The sequence below is a fragment of the Acidimicrobiales bacterium genome, assembly GCA_035531755.1.
In the GTDB taxonomy this organism is placed as follows: Bacteria; Actinomycetota; Acidimicrobiia; order Acidimicrobiales; family UBA8190; genus DATKSK01.
The window spans coordinates 1-19,636 of the sequence record DATKSK010000018.1 but is presented as its reverse complement, the minus strand read 5'-3'; the positions used below and the strand labels follow the sequence as shown (position 1 = coordinate 19,636).

Annotated in this window: 13 protein-coding genes; 12 read left to right on the top strand and 1 reads right to left on the bottom strand. The window is 72.9% G+C overall.

What is annotated here, in order from left to right:
• The first annotated feature begins 346 nt into the window (after window positions 1-346).
• The 3 genes from VMV22_03845 (at window position 347) to VMV22_03835 (ending at window position 9,339) form a co-directional block, all read left to right on the top strand.
• Window positions 347-5,872 carry an IPT/TIG domain-containing protein gene (locus tag VMV22_03845; GenBank protein HUY21455.1) on the top strand — a complete coding sequence of 1,842 codons (5,526 nt, stop codon included), beginning with the start codon at window positions 347-349 and terminating at the stop codon, window positions 5,870-5,872.
• 110 nt (window positions 5,873-5,982) lie between these two features.
• A complete protein-coding gene (locus VMV22_03840) occupies window positions 5,983-6,717 on the top strand; it encodes a phosphatase PAP2 family protein (protein ID HUY21454.1) in 735 nt (244 codons plus the stop codon).
• Between the two features lie 330 nt (window positions 6,718-7,047).
• The gene (locus tag VMV22_03835; protein HUY21453.1) at window positions 7,048-9,339 is read left to right on the top strand and encodes an EAL domain-containing protein; all 2,292 of its coding nucleotides are present in this window, start codon (window positions 7,048-7,050) and stop codon (window positions 9,337-9,339) included.
• Window positions 9,340-9,391: 52 nt separating this feature from the next.
• Here VMV22_03835 and VMV22_03830 read toward each other — a convergent pair whose 3' ends face one another.
• On the bottom strand, window positions 9,392-10,456 hold the full coding sequence (locus VMV22_03830; GenBank protein ID HUY21452.1) for a Gfo/Idh/MocA family oxidoreductase: 1,065 nt from the start codon (window positions 10,454-10,456) through the stop codon (window positions 9,392-9,394).
• On the opposite strand from VMV22_03830, the gene VMV22_03825 reads away from it, so the two are divergent.
• The 9 genes from VMV22_03825 to VMV22_03785 all read left to right on the top strand — a co-directional run.
• Window positions 10,455-11,303: a GNAT family N-acetyltransferase gene (locus VMV22_03825; GenBank protein HUY21451.1), complete on the top strand. Its 849-nt coding sequence runs from the start codon at window positions 10,455-10,457 to the stop codon at window positions 11,301-11,303. The two genes, VMV22_03830 and VMV22_03825, sit on opposite strands and share 2 nt — an antisense overlap.
• 120 nt (window positions 11,304-11,423) lie before the next feature.
• Window positions 11,424-13,406, top strand: a complete 1,983-nt coding sequence (locus VMV22_03820) for a hypothetical protein (protein ID HUY21450.1) — start codon at window positions 11,424-11,426, stop codon at window positions 13,404-13,406.
• Between the two features lie 110 nt (window positions 13,407-13,516).
• Entirely contained in the window at window positions 13,517-13,921 is a 405-nt protein-coding gene (locus VMV22_03815) for a hypothetical protein (GenBank protein ID HUY21449.1), read from the top strand.
• Window positions 13,922-13,967: 46 nt separating this feature from the next.
• Window positions 13,968-14,762, top strand: a complete 795-nt coding sequence (locus VMV22_03810) for a heavy metal-binding domain-containing protein (GenBank protein ID HUY21448.1) — start codon at window positions 13,968-13,970, stop codon at window positions 14,760-14,762.
• Complete coding sequence (locus VMV22_03805; GenBank protein ID HUY21447.1) at window positions 14,762-15,661, top strand: hypothetical protein; 900 nt, start codon at window positions 14,762-14,764, stop codon at window positions 15,659-15,661. The genes VMV22_03810 and VMV22_03805 overlap by 1 nt, the downstream gene beginning before the upstream one ends.
• Window positions 15,658-16,506 (top strand): heavy metal-binding domain-containing protein, encoded by an 849-nt coding sequence (locus VMV22_03800; protein HUY21446.1) that lies wholly within the window; start codon window positions 15,658-15,660, stop codon window positions 16,504-16,506. The genes VMV22_03805 and VMV22_03800 overlap by 4 nt, the downstream gene beginning before the upstream one ends.
• A 353-nt stretch (window positions 16,507-16,859) precedes the next feature.
• Window positions 16,860-17,816, top strand: a complete 957-nt coding sequence (locus VMV22_03795) for a hypothetical protein (protein HUY21445.1) — start codon at window positions 16,860-16,862, stop codon at window positions 17,814-17,816.
• A 386-nt stretch (window positions 17,817-18,202) separates the two neighbouring features.
• Window positions 18,203-19,051 (top strand): putative Ig domain-containing protein, encoded by an 849-nt coding sequence (locus tag VMV22_03790; protein ID HUY21444.1) that lies wholly within the window; start codon window positions 18,203-18,205, stop codon window positions 19,049-19,051.
• 70 nt (window positions 19,052-19,121) lie between these two features.
• On the top strand, window positions 19,122-19,636 hold a 515-nt coding region (locus VMV22_03785; protein ID HUY21443.1), incomplete at its 3' end, for a cupin domain-containing protein.

The following is a 19,636-nucleotide window of genomic DNA, read 5'->3' as shown; positions in this document are numbered from 1 at the left end:
CGGCCCGGCCCGGTCCGGTCGGCCGATGCGCCCAATCGCATCTTCGGTCATCATTCGACCTCGCAACGTGGTGGAAAGAGACGGCGGAGGGGCAGGAGCCGGGTGATTGGCCATCTGTTGATCCGCCATGGACCATGCGTTTAGGGCCACCTGCCAGCCTGAGGAGCGTTCGCAGCACGATCAGCGGTCGACGGCGACCGCTGATCGGAGTGGTCGCCTGCCCGATCGTCGGGCATGGTGGGCTCCCCGACAATCCTGGAGCACCTTGAACCGCACACTCGCATCCGCGACCACGTCGAGCCGTTCCCGCCTCGGGCACCGGCGGGGCCGCCCTGCCTGGGCGGCCATGGTCGCCTCGGCCGCCGTGGTGATCGCCGCCGTCGTCGGCCTGGCGGCACCCGCCGCCCAGGCGGCCGTGCCGGCCGCCCCGACCAACCTGCAGGCGGTGGTGAGCGGGACGACCGTCACCCTGACGTGGACCAACGCCGCCGGGGCCCTCGGGGTCAACGGCTACCGCGACACGACCACCAAGAAGTGGATCGGTGGGTACCCGAACCCGGCCCCCACCACCTGGATCGACAGCGCGGTGCCCGTCGGCAGCCACACCTACTCCGTGGCGGACTACAACTCGAGCGGCGAGGGCCCGCACTCCGGCACGGTGAGCGTGAGCGTCGGCGGGTCGTCCACCCCGACGGTGACCGGCATCTCCCCCTCGACGGGGCCGTCCACCGGGGGCACCTCCGTCACCGTCACCGGCACCAACCTGACCGGCGCCACCGCCGTGGCCTTCGGGGCCACCGCGGCGGCCTCGTTCACCGCGGTGAACGCCACCACCGTGACGGCCACCTCGCCGGCGGGGTCCGGCACCGTCGACGTCACCGTCACCACCGGCGGGGGCACGTCGGCCACGTCGTCCGCCGACCGGTTCAGCTACACCACCGGGTCGCCCGCGGTGTCGAGCCTGTCGGTGACCTCGGGCCCGACGAGCGGCGGTACGGCGCTCACCATCACCGGCACCAACCTCACCGGGGCCACCGCCGTGGCCTTCGGGGCGACCGCGGCGGCCTCGTTCACCGCGGTGAACGCCACCACCGTGACGGCCACCTCGCCGGCGGGGGCGGGCACCGTCGACGTCACCGTCACCGTCGGCGGGAGCACCTCGGCGACGTCGTCCGCCGACAGGTTCACGTACGTCCCCGCGCCCACCGTGACCGGCATCTCCCCGACCGGCGGCCCGGCCACCGGGGGCACGACCGTCACCGTGACCGGCACCAACTTCACCGGCGCCACGGCGGTGGCCTTCGGGGCCACGGCGGCCGCCTTCAGCGTCACCAACGGCACCACGATCAGCGCCACCTCGCCCGCCGGCGCGGGCACGGTGGACGTCACCGTCACCACCGTCGGCGGGACCAGCGCCAAATCGTCAGCCGACAGTTTCACCTACACCGGGTCTCCGCCCCCGCCGGGCCCCCGCGTGACCAGCGTGTGCCTCTCCCCGGCCGGGCCGCCGTGCTCGAACCTCACCTCGGGCCCCCCCGCCGGCGGGACCGTGGTGATCATCAGCGGCACCAACTTCTCGGGCGCTACGGCCGTGGTCTTCGGGCCCGGGCACCCGGCCTCGTCGTTCACCGTGAAGAGCGACACCACGATCACCGCCACCGCGCCGGGCGGGAACGGCACCGTGGACGTGCTGGTCACCACGCCCAGCGGGACGAGCCAGGTGCAGACCCTCGACTGGTACACCTACGCGGCCAACGTGGTGCTCAACCCGACGAACGTCATCGTGCCGGCGGACGGCACGATGCGCGAGGCCGTCACCGTCACGGTCACCTCGGGCGGGACGCCCCAGGCCGGCGTGGCCGTCAGCGCCACCCAGACACCGCCCGGGGGCGGCACCGCCCACGGCATCACCGGCTGCACCACCGCCAGCGACGGCACCTGCCTGGTGCTCACCGACCACACCACCACCACGGGGTCCTCCACGCTCACGGCCAGCACCACCAGCTTCGGCAGCGGCACGGCCACCGTCGTGTACAAGGCACCCGGTGCCGCCCCCACGGGGCTCAGCTTCTCGGTCGCCAACGGCAACGGGACCTCGGCGACGGTCGCCGGCGGCGACGCCTACAGCGACGGCAACCACTACTTCGTCCCCGAGACCACCGGCCTGGCGGGGCAGTTCGAGAACACGCCGTCCCAGTCGGTCCTGAGCGCCTCCCTGGTCAACGGGTCGGGCCCCCTCACCACCGGCTGGGAGCCCTACGCCCTCACCTGGACGATCCACAACACCGGCACGACCTCGCTGTTCATCGACGCCATCGCCAACGTGGCCGAGCTGGGCTACACGAACGTCATCTGCAGCCTGCCCACCCAGACCGACCCCAAGGGGTCCCTGCGGTGCACGCCCAGCAGTTACGACCTCGACTACAACGCCCACTTCTCCAACCCCGCCGACGTCGGGAAGTACGGGCTGGGGGCCAACAACGGCACCATGACCTCGATCTGCAGCCCGCCCGGCTGCCCGCGGACCGTGTCGGCGGGCGCCACGACCACCTTCACCACCTACATGATCGGCGCCGACAACGACGCCATCGTGGTGCTCGACTCGCCCACGGGATCGGCGGCGTCGGCCACCGTGGGCGCCCAGCTGGCCACCGACCCGTACACCACGGCGATCTCGGGCTCGAGCGTGGGCAGCGCGCAGAGCGCCGCCTTCAGGTGGGCGCCGGCCAACGCCGCAACCTCGGTGTCGGGCGCCGTCACGGCCATCGACCCCGCCGAGGCGGCCGAGCCCGACTCCAGCCACGACTGGGTGGTGCTGAGCGTGTCGGGCACCCCGACGCTCGTGAACTTCGGGCAGACCGCCAACCAGACCTACGCCGCCAACGGGGGGCCGGTCACCGAGGACGTCTTCGAGAGCGACCTGGCGGCGGCCACGTCGGCCACGCTGGCCGTCACGAACTACGGCGCCGCCAACCAGGCCAACGCCCTCACCGGCAGCGGCTTCCCCGACCCGCCCACGGTCACCGGCCTCTCCCCGGCGACGGGCCTCACCACCGGGGGGACCTCGGTCACGGTCAGCGGCACCAACCTCACGGGCGCCACGGCGGTCATGTTCGGCGCCACCGCAGCAGCCACGTTCACCGTGAACAACGCCACGACCATCACGGCCTCCTCGCCCGCCGGCTCGGCCGGCACCGTCGACGTCATCGTGACCACGCCGGGCGGGACGAGCGCCACCGGCGCCGCCGACCAGTTCACCTACACCACGGCGGTGTCGGCGCCCACGGTGACCAGCGTGTCGCCGGCCGGCGGGCCGTTGGCGGGCGGGACCTCGGTCACGGTCAGCGGCACCGCCTTCACGGGCGCCACGGCGGTCACGTTCGGCGCCACCGCGGCGGCCACGTTCACGGTGAACAGCGCCACGAGGATCACCGCGGCCTCGCCGGCAGGATCGGCGGGCGCCGTCGACGTCACCGTCACCACGTCGGGCGGCGGGACCTCGGCCACGGGCCCCGGCGACCTCTTCACCTACCTGCCGGTGCCGACCGTCACCTCCGTCTCGCCGGCGAACGGGCCGGCCGCGGGGGGAACGTCGGTGACGGTCACGGGCACGGGCTTCGTGCCCGGCTCGACCACCGTGGCCGTCGGAGCCTCGGCCGCCACCGGCGTGAACTGCACCTCCTCCACCAGCTGCACGGCGACGTCGCCGGCCGGCAGCGGCACCGTCGACGTGACCGTGACCACGGGCGGCGGGACCAGCGCCACCTCGGCGGCCGACCGGTTCACGTACGTCCCCGCCCCCACCGTGACGAGCGTGTCGCCGACGACCGGGCCTGGCGCCGGTGGGACGACGGTGACGATCACAGGCACCAACTTCACCGGAACCAGCACCGTGAAGTTCGGGACCACTGCCGCCGCCTTCACCTTCGTGAGCTCGACGACCATCACGGCCACCGCCCCGGCCGGGAGCGGCACCGTCGACGTGACCGCGACCACGGGCGGCGGGACGAGCGCCACGTCGGGGGCCGACCAGTTCACCTACGTCCCGGCCCCGACCGTCACCGGCCTGGCGCCCGCCGGCGGTGCTCTGGCCGGCGGGACCGTCGTCACCATCACCGGCACCAACTTCGGCCTCAACGCCGCCGACGTGACCGGTGTGGCCTTCGGCCCGACCGCCGCCGCCTTCACCTTCGTGAACTCGACGACCATCACGGCCACCGCCCCGGCCGGCACGGGCACCGTCGACGTGACCGTGACCACGCTCAACGGCGGGACGAGCGCCACGTCGGGGGCCGACCAGTTCACCTACCTGGCCGTTCCCACCCTCACCGGCGTGGCCCCGACCAGCGGCGCGGCGGTCGGCGGGACGTCGGTCACCATCACCGGCACCGGCTTCGTCCCCGGCTCGACCACGGTGTCCTTCGGCAGCTCGGCGGCCACCGGCGTGAACTGCACCTCGTCCACCACCTGCACGGCGACGTCGCCGGCCGGGAGCGGCACGGTCGACGTGACCGTGACCACGGGCGGCGGGACCAGCGCCACGTCGTCGGCGGACCAGTTCACGTACAGCCCCGCACCGCCCCCGACGCCCACGGTCACGGGCCTCTCCCAGCCCAGTGGCCCCGCCGTCGGCGGGACACAGATCACCGTCACCGGCACGAATTTCGTCCCCGGCTCGACCACGGTGTCCTTCGGCAGCTCGGCGGCCACCGGCGTCAGCTGCGTGTCGTCGACGAGCTGCACCGCCACCTCCCCCGCCGGATCGGGGACCGTGGACGTGACCGTGACCACGGGCGGCGGGACCAGCGCCACGTCGTCGGCCGACCAGTTCACCTACCTGCCGGCGCCCACCGTCACCGGCCTGTCCGTGACGAACGGACCCCTGGCGGGCGGGACGTCGGTCACCATCACGGGCACCGACTTCACCGGGGTCACGGGCGTGAAGTTCGGCTCGACGTCGGCCTCCTTCACGGTCGTGAACGTCACCACCATCACCACCACGGCGCCGGCAGGGAGCGGCACCGTCGACGTGACGGTCACCACGGGTGGCGGCACCAGCGCCACCTCGTCGGCCGACCAGTTCACCTACGTGGCCGCCCCGAGCGTGACCAGCCTGTCCCCGACCAGCGGCCCGGCGGCCGGGGGCACGGCGGTGACGGTCACCGGCACCGACCTGACCGGCGCCACCGCCGTGACGTTCGGATCGACGGGCGCGGCCTTCACGGTGGTCACCGCCACCACCATCACGACCACCTCGCCCGCGGGGTCGGGGACGGTCGACGTCACCGTGACGACCCCGGGCGGGACCAGCGCCACGTCGTCGGCCGACCAGTTCACCTTCACGGGGACACCCCCGCCGGCGCCCACCGTGACCAGCCTGTCGGTCACCGCCGGGCCCGCCGCGGGCGGCACCGTCCTGACGATCACCGGCACCAACCTCACCGGGGCGAGCGCGGTGAAGTTCGGACCCTGGGCGGCCGCCACGTTCACGGTGAACAGCGCCACCTCCGTCACGGTCACCTCGCCGGCGGGGACGGGCACGGTCGACGTCACCGTCACGACAGCCGGAGGGACGAGCGCGCTGGTCGCCGGGGACAAGTTCGCCTACTCCGGCATCCCGGGCACCCCCACCAATCTCCAGGCGTCGGTGAGCGGCACCACCGTGACGCTCACCTGGACGAACGCCCCCGGCTCGCTCGGCGTGAACGCCTACCGCAACGGCACCAAGTTCTGGGTGGGCGGCTACCCGAAGGCCGCCCCGACCACGTTCGTGCAGACCGGCCTGGCCGCTGGCACCTACACCTATACCGTGGCGGACTACAACTCGTCGGGCCAGGGCGCGCTGTCCCAGAGCGTCGTGGTCACGGTCTGACCCGCCCCGCCGCGCCTCACAGGCCACACCTCGCGCAGACCACACACCTCGCGCCGGATTCTGCGCCGGCCGCGACCGCCAGCACGGCCCGCACTGCTAGATCTGGGGTGATGGCCCCGACGAGCACCGAGTCCCCGCGTGTGCGGGCGCCCGCCCGGTCCGACGACCCCCGGTCCGACGACCCCCGGTCCGACGCAACCGGGCCGGCCGACGTCGAGCTCGTGGTGGCGTGCCTCCTCCTCATGCCCGTGGTCGTCGCCGGCATGTACCTGATGGCGCGCCCGGGCCCGACGCTGCTCGACCACTGGGCGTTCGCCGTCATCCCCACCCGGCCCCATGCGCGCTTGCTGGCGGCGGTCACCCGGATGGCGTCGCCGCCGGTCGTCCTGGCGGGCGTGGCCGCCGGCTTCCTGGCCGTGGTGCGGCGCGACCGGGCCCGGGGCGTCGCCGTGGTGGCCGGCCCCGCGCTCGCCGTCGTGACCAGTGACTGGGTGATGAAGCCCCTCGTGGGGCGGACGTTCGGCGGCGTGCTGTGCTTCCCCTCGGGCACCGTGGTGGTGGTCGCCGCTCTGGCGGCCGTGGCCGTGCTGGCCGCCCCGGCCCGGTGGCGATACGGCGCCGGCGTCGTGGGGGGAGCCCTCGTGGCCATGACCGCCCTGGCGGTGGTGGCGCTCGGCTGGCACTACCCGACCGACGCCCTCGCCGGCGCGGCCACGGGGGTTGGCGTGGTCCTGGCGGCCGACTGTGCCGCGCACCGGGTGGCGGCGCGCCTGCGGTACGGCGCCCTCGGCGCCCCGGACACGGGCGCCGCCGGCCCCGAGGTGGGACGCCCTCCCAGGCACTGACACCGCGCGCCCTGACGACGGGCGGTGTCGACTGGTGGTCGTGGGTGCCGGGCACTCAGGCGTGTCGCCAGCCCGCGACCTCGTGCGCGCCGGGCGGTCGGTGGACGTCGTCGAGCTGGAGGTCCTCGACGCCGTGGGGCGACCTGGACGACCCGGGATGACTCCGGCCGCAGCCGGGGCTGTGGCTGATGACGCCGCTGCCGTCGTCCCCCACCACCGGGGGCGGTCACCGCTTCGCCGTCGACCACCCTGCGGGGCCGCCGCCACAACGCCGCATCAACTCGACCGCGCCGCAGGCGTCCCCGGAGGCAGGACGGCCGATGCACGAACATGCACGAGCGAGGGCCACGCGGCGAGGTGGAGGGTGGCGGGCGGCCCGACGCCACCGCCCCGGGGACGTTGACGACGGAGCTCGTGGGCCGGCTGTCGGGGGTGCTGTGGGTCGCCTGTGGCCTGATGGTCGTGGCGGCCGGTCCCCTGTTGGACTTCCCACGCGGGGCGTCGCGTCCGGGTGTGGAGGCGCTCGGCGTGGCGTGCATCGCCATGGGGCTCGTCGTGCGGGTGGTGCCCTGGGCGCGCTGGCCGCGTTCGGCCACCTTGTGGCTCGTCCCGGTGGCGTTCGGCATGATCGCCCTGCACAACCGCCTGGCCGGCGACGACGGGTTCCTGTACGGGACCTTCTACCTGGTCGTATTCGTGTGGGTCGGCCTGGCCCACCCGCGCTGGACGTCGTTGCGCCTGGCGCCGCTGCTGGCCGCGTCCTACGTCCTGCCCCTGCTGGGAACGCCGATGCACCGGCTCGGCGTGGCGTCGGCGCTGTACGTGGTGCCGTGCTGCCTCGTCGTGGGGGAGGTCGTCGCCTGGGTGGGCGGCCTCCTGCGCCGCTCGGAGTCCGCGCTCGTCGATGCCGAGGAGCGCTTCCGCAACGCCTTCGAACAGGCGCCCATCGGCATCGGCCTGGCCTCGCCCGACGGGCACCTGGTGCGGGTGAACCGCGCCTACGGCGAGATCCTCGGCCGGGATCCCGCCGCGCTCGTCGGGAGGGTCGTGCGCGAATTCACCCACCCCGAGGACTGGGAGGAGAACGCCGCGCAGTTCCGGTCGCTCGTGGCCGGCGACATCGACCGCTACCAGCTGGAGAAGCGCTACATCCACGCCGACGGGCACGTGGTCTGGGTCACGGTCAGCGCCACCTGCGTGCGCGACGAGGCCGGGGGGGCGCTGTACGTCATCGGGCAGATCGAGGACGTCACCGAGCGGCGCGAGATGCGCGAACGGCTGGCCCACGCCGCCGTCCACGACCAGCTCACCGGCCTCCCCAACCGGGTCCTGTTCATGGACCGCCTCGAGCTCGCGCTGAGCCGGGCCCGGCGCGACCGCCACCACGTGGCGATCATGTTCCTCGACCTGGACCGCTTCAAGCTCGTCAACGACAGCCTGGGCCACGAGTCGGGCGACCTCCTGCTGGGACAGGTCGCCCGGCGCCTGGGCGGTGCGCTGCGCGCCGTGGACACGCTGGCGCGCTTCGGCGGCGACGAGTTCACGGTGCTGTGCGAGGTGGCCGAGCGGGCCGAGGCGGTGGACATCGCCGAGCGCCTCGTGGGGGCGATGCTGAAACCGCTCACCCTGTCGGGTATCGAGATGTTCGTGTCGGTGAGCGTCGGCATCGCGCTGTCGATCGACGGCGCGGAGTCCCCCGCCGAGATGCTGCGCAATGCGGACGTCGCCATGTACCGGGCCAAGGAGCTCGGGCCGTCGCGCATCGAGGTGTACCGGGCCGACGACGAGTCCCGGACGATCCGGCGGCTGCGGACGTCCAACGAGCTGCACCGGGCACTCGAGCGCGACGAGCTCGAGCTGCACTACCAGCCCATGGTGGACCTGCACGACGAGACGATGGTGGGCATCGAGGCCCTGGTGCGTTGGCACCACCCCACCCGGGGGCTGCTGCTCCCCGGTGAGTTCATCGCCCTCGCCGAGGACAGCGGGCTGATCGTGCCGCTCGGGGCGTGGGTCCTGCGCGAGGCGTGCCGTCAGACGGCGCTATGGGAACAGCGGCGGGCGGAGGCCGGGCAGGACACGGCCCGGCTCAACATCTCGGTCAACGTCTCGGCCCAGCAGCTCGCCGACTCCACCTTCCCCCGCCAGGTGGCCTCGGCCCTGGGCGAGCCCGGGCTCGACCCCGACAAGCTCTGGCTCGAGATCACCGAGAGCACGCTCATGAGCACCGGCGACGCCACAGCCGAGACCCTCGCCGCGTTGCGCGCCCTCGGCCTGCACCTCGAGATCGACGACTTCGGGACGGGGTACTCGTCGCTCAGCTACCTGAAGCGCCTGCCGGTGGAGACCCTGAAGATCGACCGCAGCTTCGTCGACGAGCTCGACTGCGACTCCGACGACGTGGCCATCGTGCGGGCCATCGTGGCGCTCGGGGAATCCCTGGGGCTCGCCGTGGTGGCCGAGGGGATCGAGCGCACGACGCAGGCCACCGAGCTCCAGGACATCGGGTGCCACCTGGCCCAGGGCTACCTCTACGGCTTCCCCCGCCCGGCGTGGGCGCTCGAGCCCTTCCCCGCCGACGACCTGCGTACCTGGCAGACCGAGTTCCGCTCCACCGCCTGACGTTCCCGGGCGGGCGGCGCTCAGGCCGACGCTCACGCCGGCGCCCGTGAGGTCAGGCCGGGGCCGAGCCCGGGACCACCGGCACACCACCGGCGGCCGCCGAGCGGTAGGCCGCGTCGACGAGCCCGTGGGCCACCACGGCCTCGTCCAAGCCCGGATCGGGAGGCCGGCCGGCGGCCACGGCGTCGACGAACGCCCGGTCGGCCTCGCAGTACATGCGGACGACGAGGCCCATGTCGTCGCGCCCGATGGGCAGCGACTCGACCCAGTCGGGTGGCCGACAGGTGCGCACCTCCACCCCGTCGGCGGTCTGCACGTGCAGCGGCCCGAGGTGGTCGTCCTCCAGCCACGCCGTGCCCCGCCGGCAGAACACCTCCACGCGGCGCGTCGAGCCCCGGCTGAGGATGTCGTGCCACACACTGACGAGCTCGGCCGACGCCCCCGACTCGAAGTGCAGCGACACCGTGGCCAGGTCCTCCACCCCCTCGTACCCGGCGAAGTTCGCCGTGCGGGCCGAGAGCTCGGCCACCTCGCCCAGACAGAAGCGCAGGATGTCGAGGTCGTGGATGGAGTGCTCGATGAGGCATCCCCCGCCCGCCACGGCCACGTCGCCCCGCCACGTCGACCCGTACAGGCCCTGCACCGGGAAGTACTGGTCGTCGCGGAACACCGCCGTCATGGGCGGGCCCAGCTCGCCCGACGCCACGACGTCGCGCAGGGCCCGGAACACCGGCGTGGACCGCAGCACCAGGCCGACCTGGGCGGGAACCCCGCCGGCCCGAACCGTCTCCGCCAGCGCCTCGGCGCCCGCCAGGTCGGTGGACAGCGGCTTCTCGCAGAACACGGCGCGGCCCGCCACCACGGCGGTCTGCACGGCGGCGACGTGGGCGGCGGTGGGGGTGCACACCCACACGGCGTCGCAGCGCTCGACCACCTCGGCCGCGCTCGCCACGGCGACCGCACCGTTGGCGGCCGCGAACCCCGAGGCCCGTTCGCCGTCGAGGTCGTGGACCACAGCGATCCGGGCGTCGACCACGCCGGCGCTGATCATCGCCTGCAGGCCGATGGCGTGCGCCCAGGCGATGACCCCGGTCCCCACGAACCCGACGGTGAGCATGGCTGCAAACTACGTTGCCGCCGTGGACCGCGACGCGCTGCTCGCCGCCGGCGACCGGAACCTGGCGGCGGTGCTGCGGCTCTACGCGCGGACGGTCCCGGGCGCGGTGCTCCAGGACGACGGTCGGCTGCTGCTGGTCTCCACCCTGCCGTCGTGGCCGGGCCCGTACCACAACGGTGCGATCCGGCTCGACCGGGCGCTGCCGGCGGCCCAGGTCCTGGCTCGCGCCGAGGCGTTCTTCGACGGTCGGGCCCCGGGCTACTGCGTGTGGGTCGCCGCCCATGCCGACGCCGACATCGAGGAGGCCGCCCTGGGTGCCGGGCACGCCCGGATCTCCCCCACCGGCGCGCCCCGGATGGCGCTGCGGCACCGGCTCGACCCCCGCCGCCCCAAGCCGGGGGTCACCCTCGAAGAGGTCGTCGACGAGGCCGGCCGGCGCGACTACCTGGCGGTCACCGTGGCGGCGTACGCCGAGTCGTTCCTGCCCGCGGACGCGGCCGAGGCCCAGGTGGCCACGCTCGACACCGTCCATGGGCCGGCCGTGCGCTCGGTGGTGGCCCGCCGGGAGGGGGCACCGGTGGCGGCCGCCATGGTGGTCGGGAGCGACGGTGTGGCCGGGATCCAGCTGGTGGGGACCGTTCCCGAGGCACGGGGCCGGGGGTTGGGTGAGCTGTGCACCGCCTGGGCCGCCGATGCCGGCTTCGGGCTCGGCGCCGAGGCGGTGGTGCTCGAGGCCTCCGAGGCCGGTGAGCCGCTCTACCGACGGATGGGCTTCACCGAGGTCTCCCGCTACCGGTGGTGCTTCGGGCCACCCATCCACCCCAACCTCGTATTTCATCAATCGTGACGATGCGCCGGAGGGTCCCGGCCGAACAACGTGTCGGCGGCGGGAACTATGCGCGGGTGGGGGGCCGGCCGAAAGGCAGCCCGGCCGTGCCGGGGGTCTGGGGGCACCATGATCAGCGTCGTGACGCGTCGACCGAGTCTGGTGGCTGCCCTGGCAGCCATCCTGGGTGTGAGCGCCCTCCTGGTGGTGGGGACCGCACCGATCGCCAACGCGTCCATCTCGTGGAGCGCGGTCAACCCCCCGTTGCCGGCCAACGCCGTCACCGGCCAGGGCGTCACCATCGACTCGTCGTCGTGCCCGGTCGACGGATGGTGCATCGCCGTCGGCGACTATCCCGCCGTGACCGGCGGCGTCTACTACTCGGCCGGGCTGATCCTCTCGGAGTCGGGGGGCACGTGGAGCGCCATGGAGGCCCCCCTCCCGACGGGTGCCTCGGCCGACCCCCAGGGGTTGCTCGCCTCCGTGACCTGCCCGACCCTCGGATCGTGCGTCGCCGTGGGCCGCTACCTGGACGCCTCCGGCGCCACCCAGGCGTTGGTCGAGCAATTGGCCAACGGCGTGTGGACCCCGAGCGCCTCGCCCCTGCCCGCCGACGCCCTCACCTACGGGACGAGCGCCTACGCGCAACTGACGGCGTTGGCGTGCCCCGTCGCCGGCTCGTGCGCGGCGGTGGGCGTCTACACCCAGAGCGGTGGCGGCGAGCAGGCGTTCGTGGACGGCTACGCCGGCGGCGGATGGAGCGCGGCGACTGCTCCCCTGCCCGCGGCGGCCTCGGGGTCACAGTTCCTGGGGCTGTCGTGCCCGTCGGCGGGCGCGTGCGTGGCCACCGGCACCTACCTGGTCGCCGGCACCTACCTGGGCATGGTCGACACCCTGGCCGGGGGAGCCTGGTCGGCGGTGGCGCTGCCGCTGCCGGCGGGCGCCTCGTCGCTGACGTCGATCGCCAACAACGACCTGGCCGTGTCGTGCACCGCGGCGTCGTCGTGCGTGGTGGCGGGCACCACCTTCGACGGCAGCTACGAGGGCGTGGTCGACACGTTGTCGGGGGGCTCGTGGAGCGCGTCGTACGCGCCCACGCCCGGGGGCGCCGCCTCGCCGGACGTCCAGCTCGACGCGGTGGCCTGCGGTGACGCCACCGACTGCGTGGCCACGGGCCTGGTGACGGTGGGCGGCGTGGCCCAGGGGCTCATCGAGTCGCTGTCGTCGGGCGCGTGGAGCGCGTCGTACGCGCCCGAGCCCTCGGGGACGGCGTCGTCGACGGGCATCGAGGTCCACGACGTGGCCTGCCCGACCAGCACCACCTGCGTCGCCGTCGGCCAGTCGAACGCGGCGGGCACGGTGACGGGATTGTTCTGGAACCTCTCGGGGGGCGCCTGGGTCGTGACCACGGCCCCCCTCCCCACCGACGCCTCCACCAGCCCGGACCCCTCGTTCGCCCCGGTGACGTGCCCGGCGGCGGGCGCCTGCCTGGCGGTCGGCACCTACCTCGGCTCGTCGGGGCGCGAGGGCGTCGTGGAGACCGACCCGTCGTTGGCGGCCAGTTCCACGGCGCTGTCGATGCAGCAGGTGTCGACCGGCACCATGGCCTACACCGCCTCCGTGGCCGGGTCAGCGGGGCCGACCGGGTCGGTGGTCTTCTCGGCGGGTCTCAGCGCGCTGTGCACGGCCACCATCTCGAACGGCACGGCCACCTGCAACGGGCCCGTCCCGTCGAACCGACTGGTCCTGGGGTCGTACTCGGGTGACGCGGCATCGGCGCCGTCATGGGGCACGACCACGAGCACGGCCGTCCCCACACTGATCTACTCGTGGTACGGCTACGTCCAGAGCACGCCGATCAACCACTTCTTCCCGACGGTGGTCCAGGCCAAGGTCACCGACAGCGCCGGCGCCGGGGTCGCGGGCGTGGTGGTGACGTTCAGCGCCCCGACGAAGGGGGCGTCGCTGTACTTCTGGGGATCCCCCACTGCGGTGACCAACGCCCAGGGGATCGCGACCTCACCGGTCCTGTCGGCGAACAGCAAGAGCGGCGCCTACTTCCTGCAGGCATCGGCAGCCGGTGTGTACATAACCACCGGCTTCTACATGACGAACAACTGGTAGCGCCACCGGGAGCCCCTCGGCGCGCGCGTCCAGGCACCGCCACGACGACGATCGGCCCGCCCCGGCGACCCGCCGGTCTCGGGCGGGGCCCACCCGGTAGCATGCAGCCGATGGCGCCCGGCACCGACGAGGCGTTCGACTTCGACATGGCCGCGGCCGCGTTGCAGTCGAACACGGCCGACGTCCACATGATGCTGAAGTTGTTGGTCAGGCAGCTGACCGACGTACTCGGCAAACGGCTGCGGTGCGAGCGCGCCGGCGGCATCCTCCGCAAGTCCGACGACATCAGGTCGGTGGAGATGACGATGGGCGACGACGTCCTGCGGGCCGAGGTCGACGGCGCCACCGTGCGCTGCAGCATCGGGCACAGCTCGGGGGGCATCCGCATCCGCAACGAGACGGTGTCCATGGACGAGTGGCTGAAGCGCCTGCTGATGAGCCTGAAGGCGGAGGCCGCCCACAGCGAGAACGCCCGGGTCGCCCTCGAGAACATCGTGATCGGAGGATCACCGTGATCATCACCGGAGGATCCCCGACGGTTGTCGTGATCGGAGGATCACCGTGAGCCAGCCCCCCGACCTCCCCAAGGACGCCGAGCGGCGCCTCCAACAGCTGGAGCGCGGGCTGTTCACCTCGGACCTGTCGGTGAACGAGTTCCTCCTGGTCAAGGAGGCGGGGTTCCACCCCCTCGGCTTTGTGATGGGGTCGTCGATCTACCACACGGGGATCCAGGTCCGGAAGTGGGGCCAGAGCCAGGAGCTCACCAAGCTGACCGAGGCGATGTACAACGCCCGGGAGCTCGCCATGACGCGCATGGAGGAGGAGGCGGCCGAGCTCGGCGCCGACGGCGTGGTGGGCGTCCGCCTGGACGTCAACTACTACGAATGGGGCAACGACGCCGCGGAGTTCATCGCCATGGGCACGGCGGTGAAGGCGGAGGACGGGAACTCGTACCGCAACAAGCTCGGCAAGCCGTTCACTTCGGACCTGTCCGGTCAGGACTTCTGGACGATCATGCAGACGGGCCACGTTCCCCAGGGCCTGGTCATGGGCACGTGCGTGTACCACATCGCCCACCGCGGGCTCGGCCAGGCACTGGGCTCGGTCGGGCAGAACGTCGAGCTGCCCAACTTCACGCAGGCCCTGTACGAGGCGCGCGAGCTCGCCATGACCCGCATGCAGGACGAGGCCACCACGTTGGCGGCCACCGGCATCGTCGGTGTCCGTCTCGAGGAGAAGTCCCACCAGTGGGGCTCGCACACGATCGAGTTCCTGGCACTCGGGACGGCGGTGCTCAAGGTGCGCGACGGCGTGACGCTGCCGAGACCGACCACCGTCATCTCGCTCGACAACTGATGGCCGACGACGACGCCCTCCCCGAGGCGGCGGAGCGGCGGCTCGGGTCCGGGGGCTTCTCGTCGGGCCTGTCGGTGCCCGACTTCGCGGCCTGCCTGGCCATGGGCCTGCGCCCCGTCGGGCTGGTGCAGGGCTTCTGCGTCATGAAGTGGAGCTGGTACGGCGCCGGATCGCCGTACCAGCAGGCGTCGAGCCCGTATTCGGCGGGCGGCGACGGGGGCGCCTACGCCGAGACCTACCGATGCCCCCACGGGTTCGTCTCCGCCGACCACCGGGCCTGGGGCCAGAACTACGAGCAGACGTGGGTCGAGGCGGCCTGGGCCCAGGGGTTCGGCTCGGCGTACGTACGCCTCGTCGAGGAGGCGACGGCCGCCGGTGCCCACGGCGTCATCGGCGTCGTCGACCGTGCGCGCCACCTCACGGAATTGGGGGTCACGGAGTTCCACATCCTCGGGACCGCCGTGGTGGTCGACGGCGGGTCGCCACCGCCCGGCGGCCGACCGTGGACGACCTACCTCGCCGGCCAGCGCCTGGCCAAGCTCATCGAGGCCGGGCTCATGCCCGTGGCGCTGGCGGCCGCCATGAGCTCCGTGCGCGTGTGGGCGTACTGCATGACCGACTACCTCATGGAGGGCCGCAACCTGTCCTGGGGAGGTGCCGGCGCCCAGGAGGTCGACCAGGTCGTCCGGGCCCACATGGCGGTCCGCCAGTTGGCGCGGTCCCATGTCCGGGGCCAGCTCGGCTCCGACTCGCTGCACGGTGCGCGCCTGACCACGTCGGAGCGCCGCCTCGGGGAGGGCGACGAGGTCATCGAGTGCATCCTGCGCGGCACACGTGTGCGCCGGTTCAAGGACTTCGATCCCGTGGCTCCGCCGATGCCGACGGTCAGCCTGTCGTGAGCGCCCGGCCGTCCCCCGACCCGGCGCCCGCCGACATCCGTGCCGAGCTGCGGCGCGCCACCGAGGCGCTGGCCGCCGGGGACGGCGGGCGCGGCCGGGCGGTGACGTCGGACCTGTCGATCGACGAGGCTCTCCTGCTGCACTCGATCGGGTGGGAGCCCGTCGAGCTCGTGTGCGGCGTCTCCTTGTGCTCGATCCCGAGCGGGATCTGGAGCTGGGGGCAGGGCGAGATCGCGGTGGCATCCGCGGCGCAGGGCATGGCCTTCGAAGGCGCCGTCAGCCGGATCGCCGACGAGTGCACCCGGTCGGGTGGGCACGGGGTCGTGGGGGTGCACGTCGAGGTGGCCGTGGACCGGTACCACGTGGACGTGGAGCTGGTCGGCACGGCCGTGCGCCCCGTGGGCGCGTCGTCGGGTGCGGACGTCTTCGTCTCCGACCTGTCGGGCCGTGACTTCTCGCTGCTACACCAGGCGGGTTGGCGGCCGGTAGGCCTGGCCTACGGGGCGAGCTTCGTCTACGCGCCACGGCGATCGGCGTCCACGTCGTTGAAGCAGTCGCGCGAGAACGTCGAGTTGTCGAACTTCACCGAGGCGATGTACTCGGCGCGCGAGCTGGCGATGGAGCGCATGCAGAGCACCGCCCTCACCATGGGCGGAACGGGGATCGTCGAAGTCAAGGTGACGGAGGGCCCCATGCCCTTCGCCCACCACGCCATCGGGTTCGCGGCGTGGGGGACGGCGGTCCGCCTGGAGGCCGAGTCCCACGCCTACCTCCGACCGCGTGTGGTCCTGTCGCTCGACGACGCCGTCGTGCAGTTCGAGGCCGAGTCCCTCCGGTCCCAATAGGGAAGCGCTCCGCTGATCGCGCGCCACCTTCGAAGCTGCGAGATCAGGCCGGTCTTCGTCGGGAGCCCGATCGTCCCGGCGGGCGCCGGACCAGGGACTCAGCGCCGCTCGGCTGGTAGGCGACAAAGGGGCGGATGTGGTCGAGCCCGATCACCCACGTCAGGTACCCTCGAAGTTCTCGGTCAGGCGGGACCTCGGCCACACCGAGCATCCCGGGGCGACGGGGCGACGGGGCGACGGGGCGACGGGGCGACGGGCTGCCTACCCGGCGCTTTCCAAGCCCCCGGGCCGGCGGTACATTCGTGACCGACGTTGGGCCTGACCGATCCGGGGCCCTTCGGGGGTGGGGGGGTATGGAGCTCGACGGATGGCATCCCGACCCGTTCGGGATCCACGAGGAGCGGCTGTTCACGCAGGGTGAGCCGACGCGGCTCGTCAGGGACTTCGGCGTCGGGTCTCTCGATACGACGACGGTCCTCGTACACCCCGCGGACCCGGCCACGCCCCCCGCTGATCGGGACCGGGCGCCGGGTGGGGCCGAGCGGTCCGGGGCCGAGCGGTCCGGGGCCGTGCCGTCCTGGGCACACATGTCGGGGGCGCACACCGACGCCGTTGCCGCAGCGATGCCGGCAGCGGACCGGGCTGTCACCGAGACGCGCGGGATGTTCCGTGTCCGAACCGTGGTGGGGATGGGCATGGTCCTCGTCGCCCTCGGAGGGCTCGTCACCGGCATCGGGCTCTCCGTCGGCGGTGGCGCGTCTCCGTCCGGGCGCGACGCCCTCGTCACGACGACGACGGGGAACCCGATCGTGCGTTGGCTCCACACCCTGCCGACGACTACCGACCTGGTCCCGATCGAGCACGCGTTGCGCGCCCTGCCCTCGGAGACGACGCTGACCTCCATCGAGCTCGCGCTGCAGGCGCTGCCCCGGATCACCGCAGCCCCTGCGACAGCGGCGGCAGGCGCCGGCTCCGGTGTGCCCGACACGTCGGCCGGGACGTCACCCGTCAGGGCCGCATCCCCGGCGCGGCCGCTCCCCACGACGACGAAGCCCGGAGCGCCCACGTCCACCAGCTCGTCGACGGCGCTCACCACCGCGCCCACGACGACATCGGCATCGACCACGACCTCGGCGACCACCACCACGTCGGGCACCTCGACCACCACCACGTCGGGCACCTCGACCACCACCACGTCGGGCACCTCGACCACCACCGCCCCGACGACCACGACAGCGCCTCCGGGGACGACGACGTCAGCGCCCACGACGACCGTGGCCGGCACGACGACGACCTTGGCAGCCGGCTGACCGGAAGGGCCGGTGCGTGGAGGGTTCCGGGAAGGACCAGGTGGGACGATCCGATTCCCGCCGCCCGGCCCCCGGACCACCTCGGCCACCCCGCCACCCCGGCCACCCCGACTATAGGGCGCTCTCGCCCAGGGTCCTCACAGGTGCAACAATGGTCGCCGGGAGACGCGGCGAGCGAGCACACGAGGTAACGAGTGCGGGGGTGGCTGGCCCGGGGGGGCAACGATCAACGGGGTCCGGTGTCGGTGCGCGCCCGTGATGCCGCGGCCCGTCGGAATCGGCGGCGGTCCTGGGGCACAGCAGGCCCGGCCCTGCTGGCCCTGGCCGTGGTGGCGGCCGCGTGTTCGCCAGGCACGGCCGTGGGGACGGTGGGATCGACCCTGCAGATGTCGGGAGTCAAGGTCACGCTGGACAAGGTGATCGAACCGGCACCGGTCAGTCGGACGTCGATCGCCCAACCCCGTCCCGGCAACGCGTTGGTGGCCATCGTCCTCACGTTCACCAACCCGTCGTCGTCGCCCGCCGATCTCGCAGCGACGTACCACACCTCCAAGCTCACCGATTCGAACGGCCACCTCCATGTGCCGAACAGCCGGTTCACGCCGGCGGACTGCCAGGTGTTCGGGACGCTCGGGCAACTGGCGGCACAACAGGCGATCACCGGCTGCGAGGTCTTCCAGCTCTCGACGGTGGTGACGCCGCGACGCTTCGCCATCCTCGGGCCCCCCAAGGTCGCGTGGGATATCACGCCCACTTCGATCGCATCGCCGAGCGCACTCGGTCCCGGCGTCACGACACCCGTGCCCGCGACGGTGGCCCCGACGACGACCGTGACCACGAAGGGCAACACCGGAGGCTCCAAGAACACCGGAGGTACCGGCACCACCGGCACCACCGGCAACACGGGCACCACCGCCACGACGGGCGGTGCCAGGACCAAGCCCGCCACGGCGGCCGGTCTCCAGGTGCTGAGCACCGGTCTCCCACCCGTCACCCGGGGCATCGCCTACTCCTACCGGCTCTCGGCCACGGGAGCGACGGCACCGTACAGGTGGAAGGTCACGAGCGGAGCGCTCCCCCGTGGGTTGAAGCTCAGCGCCAGCGGTCTCCTCCACGGGCGATCCAGGAGCGACGTGACCCCCGGAGTGTTCGTCTTCACCGTGCAGGTGCGCGTGGGGAGCCACCACCGCAACCAGATCTCGACGACGCAGTCGCTCAGCGTCCAACTCCAATAGGGCCAACTCCAGAAGGACCAACTCCAAGAGGGCCAACTCCAAGAGGGCCAACCCCAGAAGGGACAGCGACATGGCGATGCGTTGCGTCGTGACCGGGCAGACGGCGGACGGCACCTCCGTGGTCGTCGCCGACGACCAGGTCGAGCCCATCTCCGTGTCGCTGCTGCCCGGGACCGAGTTCCACCGGCTCTGGGGGGCCGACACGCCGCCCACCCTCCCCACCGACGGCACGGCGACTGCGCAGCACGGGTACTTCCCGCCTCCGGGCGGCTACCGGTTCGGCTTCTTCACGCTCGGGCCCGACTCGGTGGCCATGCCCGAGGACCTCGACGTGGAGGCGGCGATCGTCGAACTGGGCACGAAGCTCCCCGGCCTCGCCGAGGTGATGGAACCGGACCACCCGGGCATGCACACGACCGACACGGTCGACCTCGACCTGGTGGTGTCGGGCGAGGTCTGGCTCGAGCTCGACCACGGCGAGGAGGTCCACCTCCGGGCGGGCGACTGTGTCGTGCAGAACGGCACCCGGCACGCCTGGCACAACCGGACGTCGGAGCCGGCCGTGATCTTCGTGACGCTCCTCGG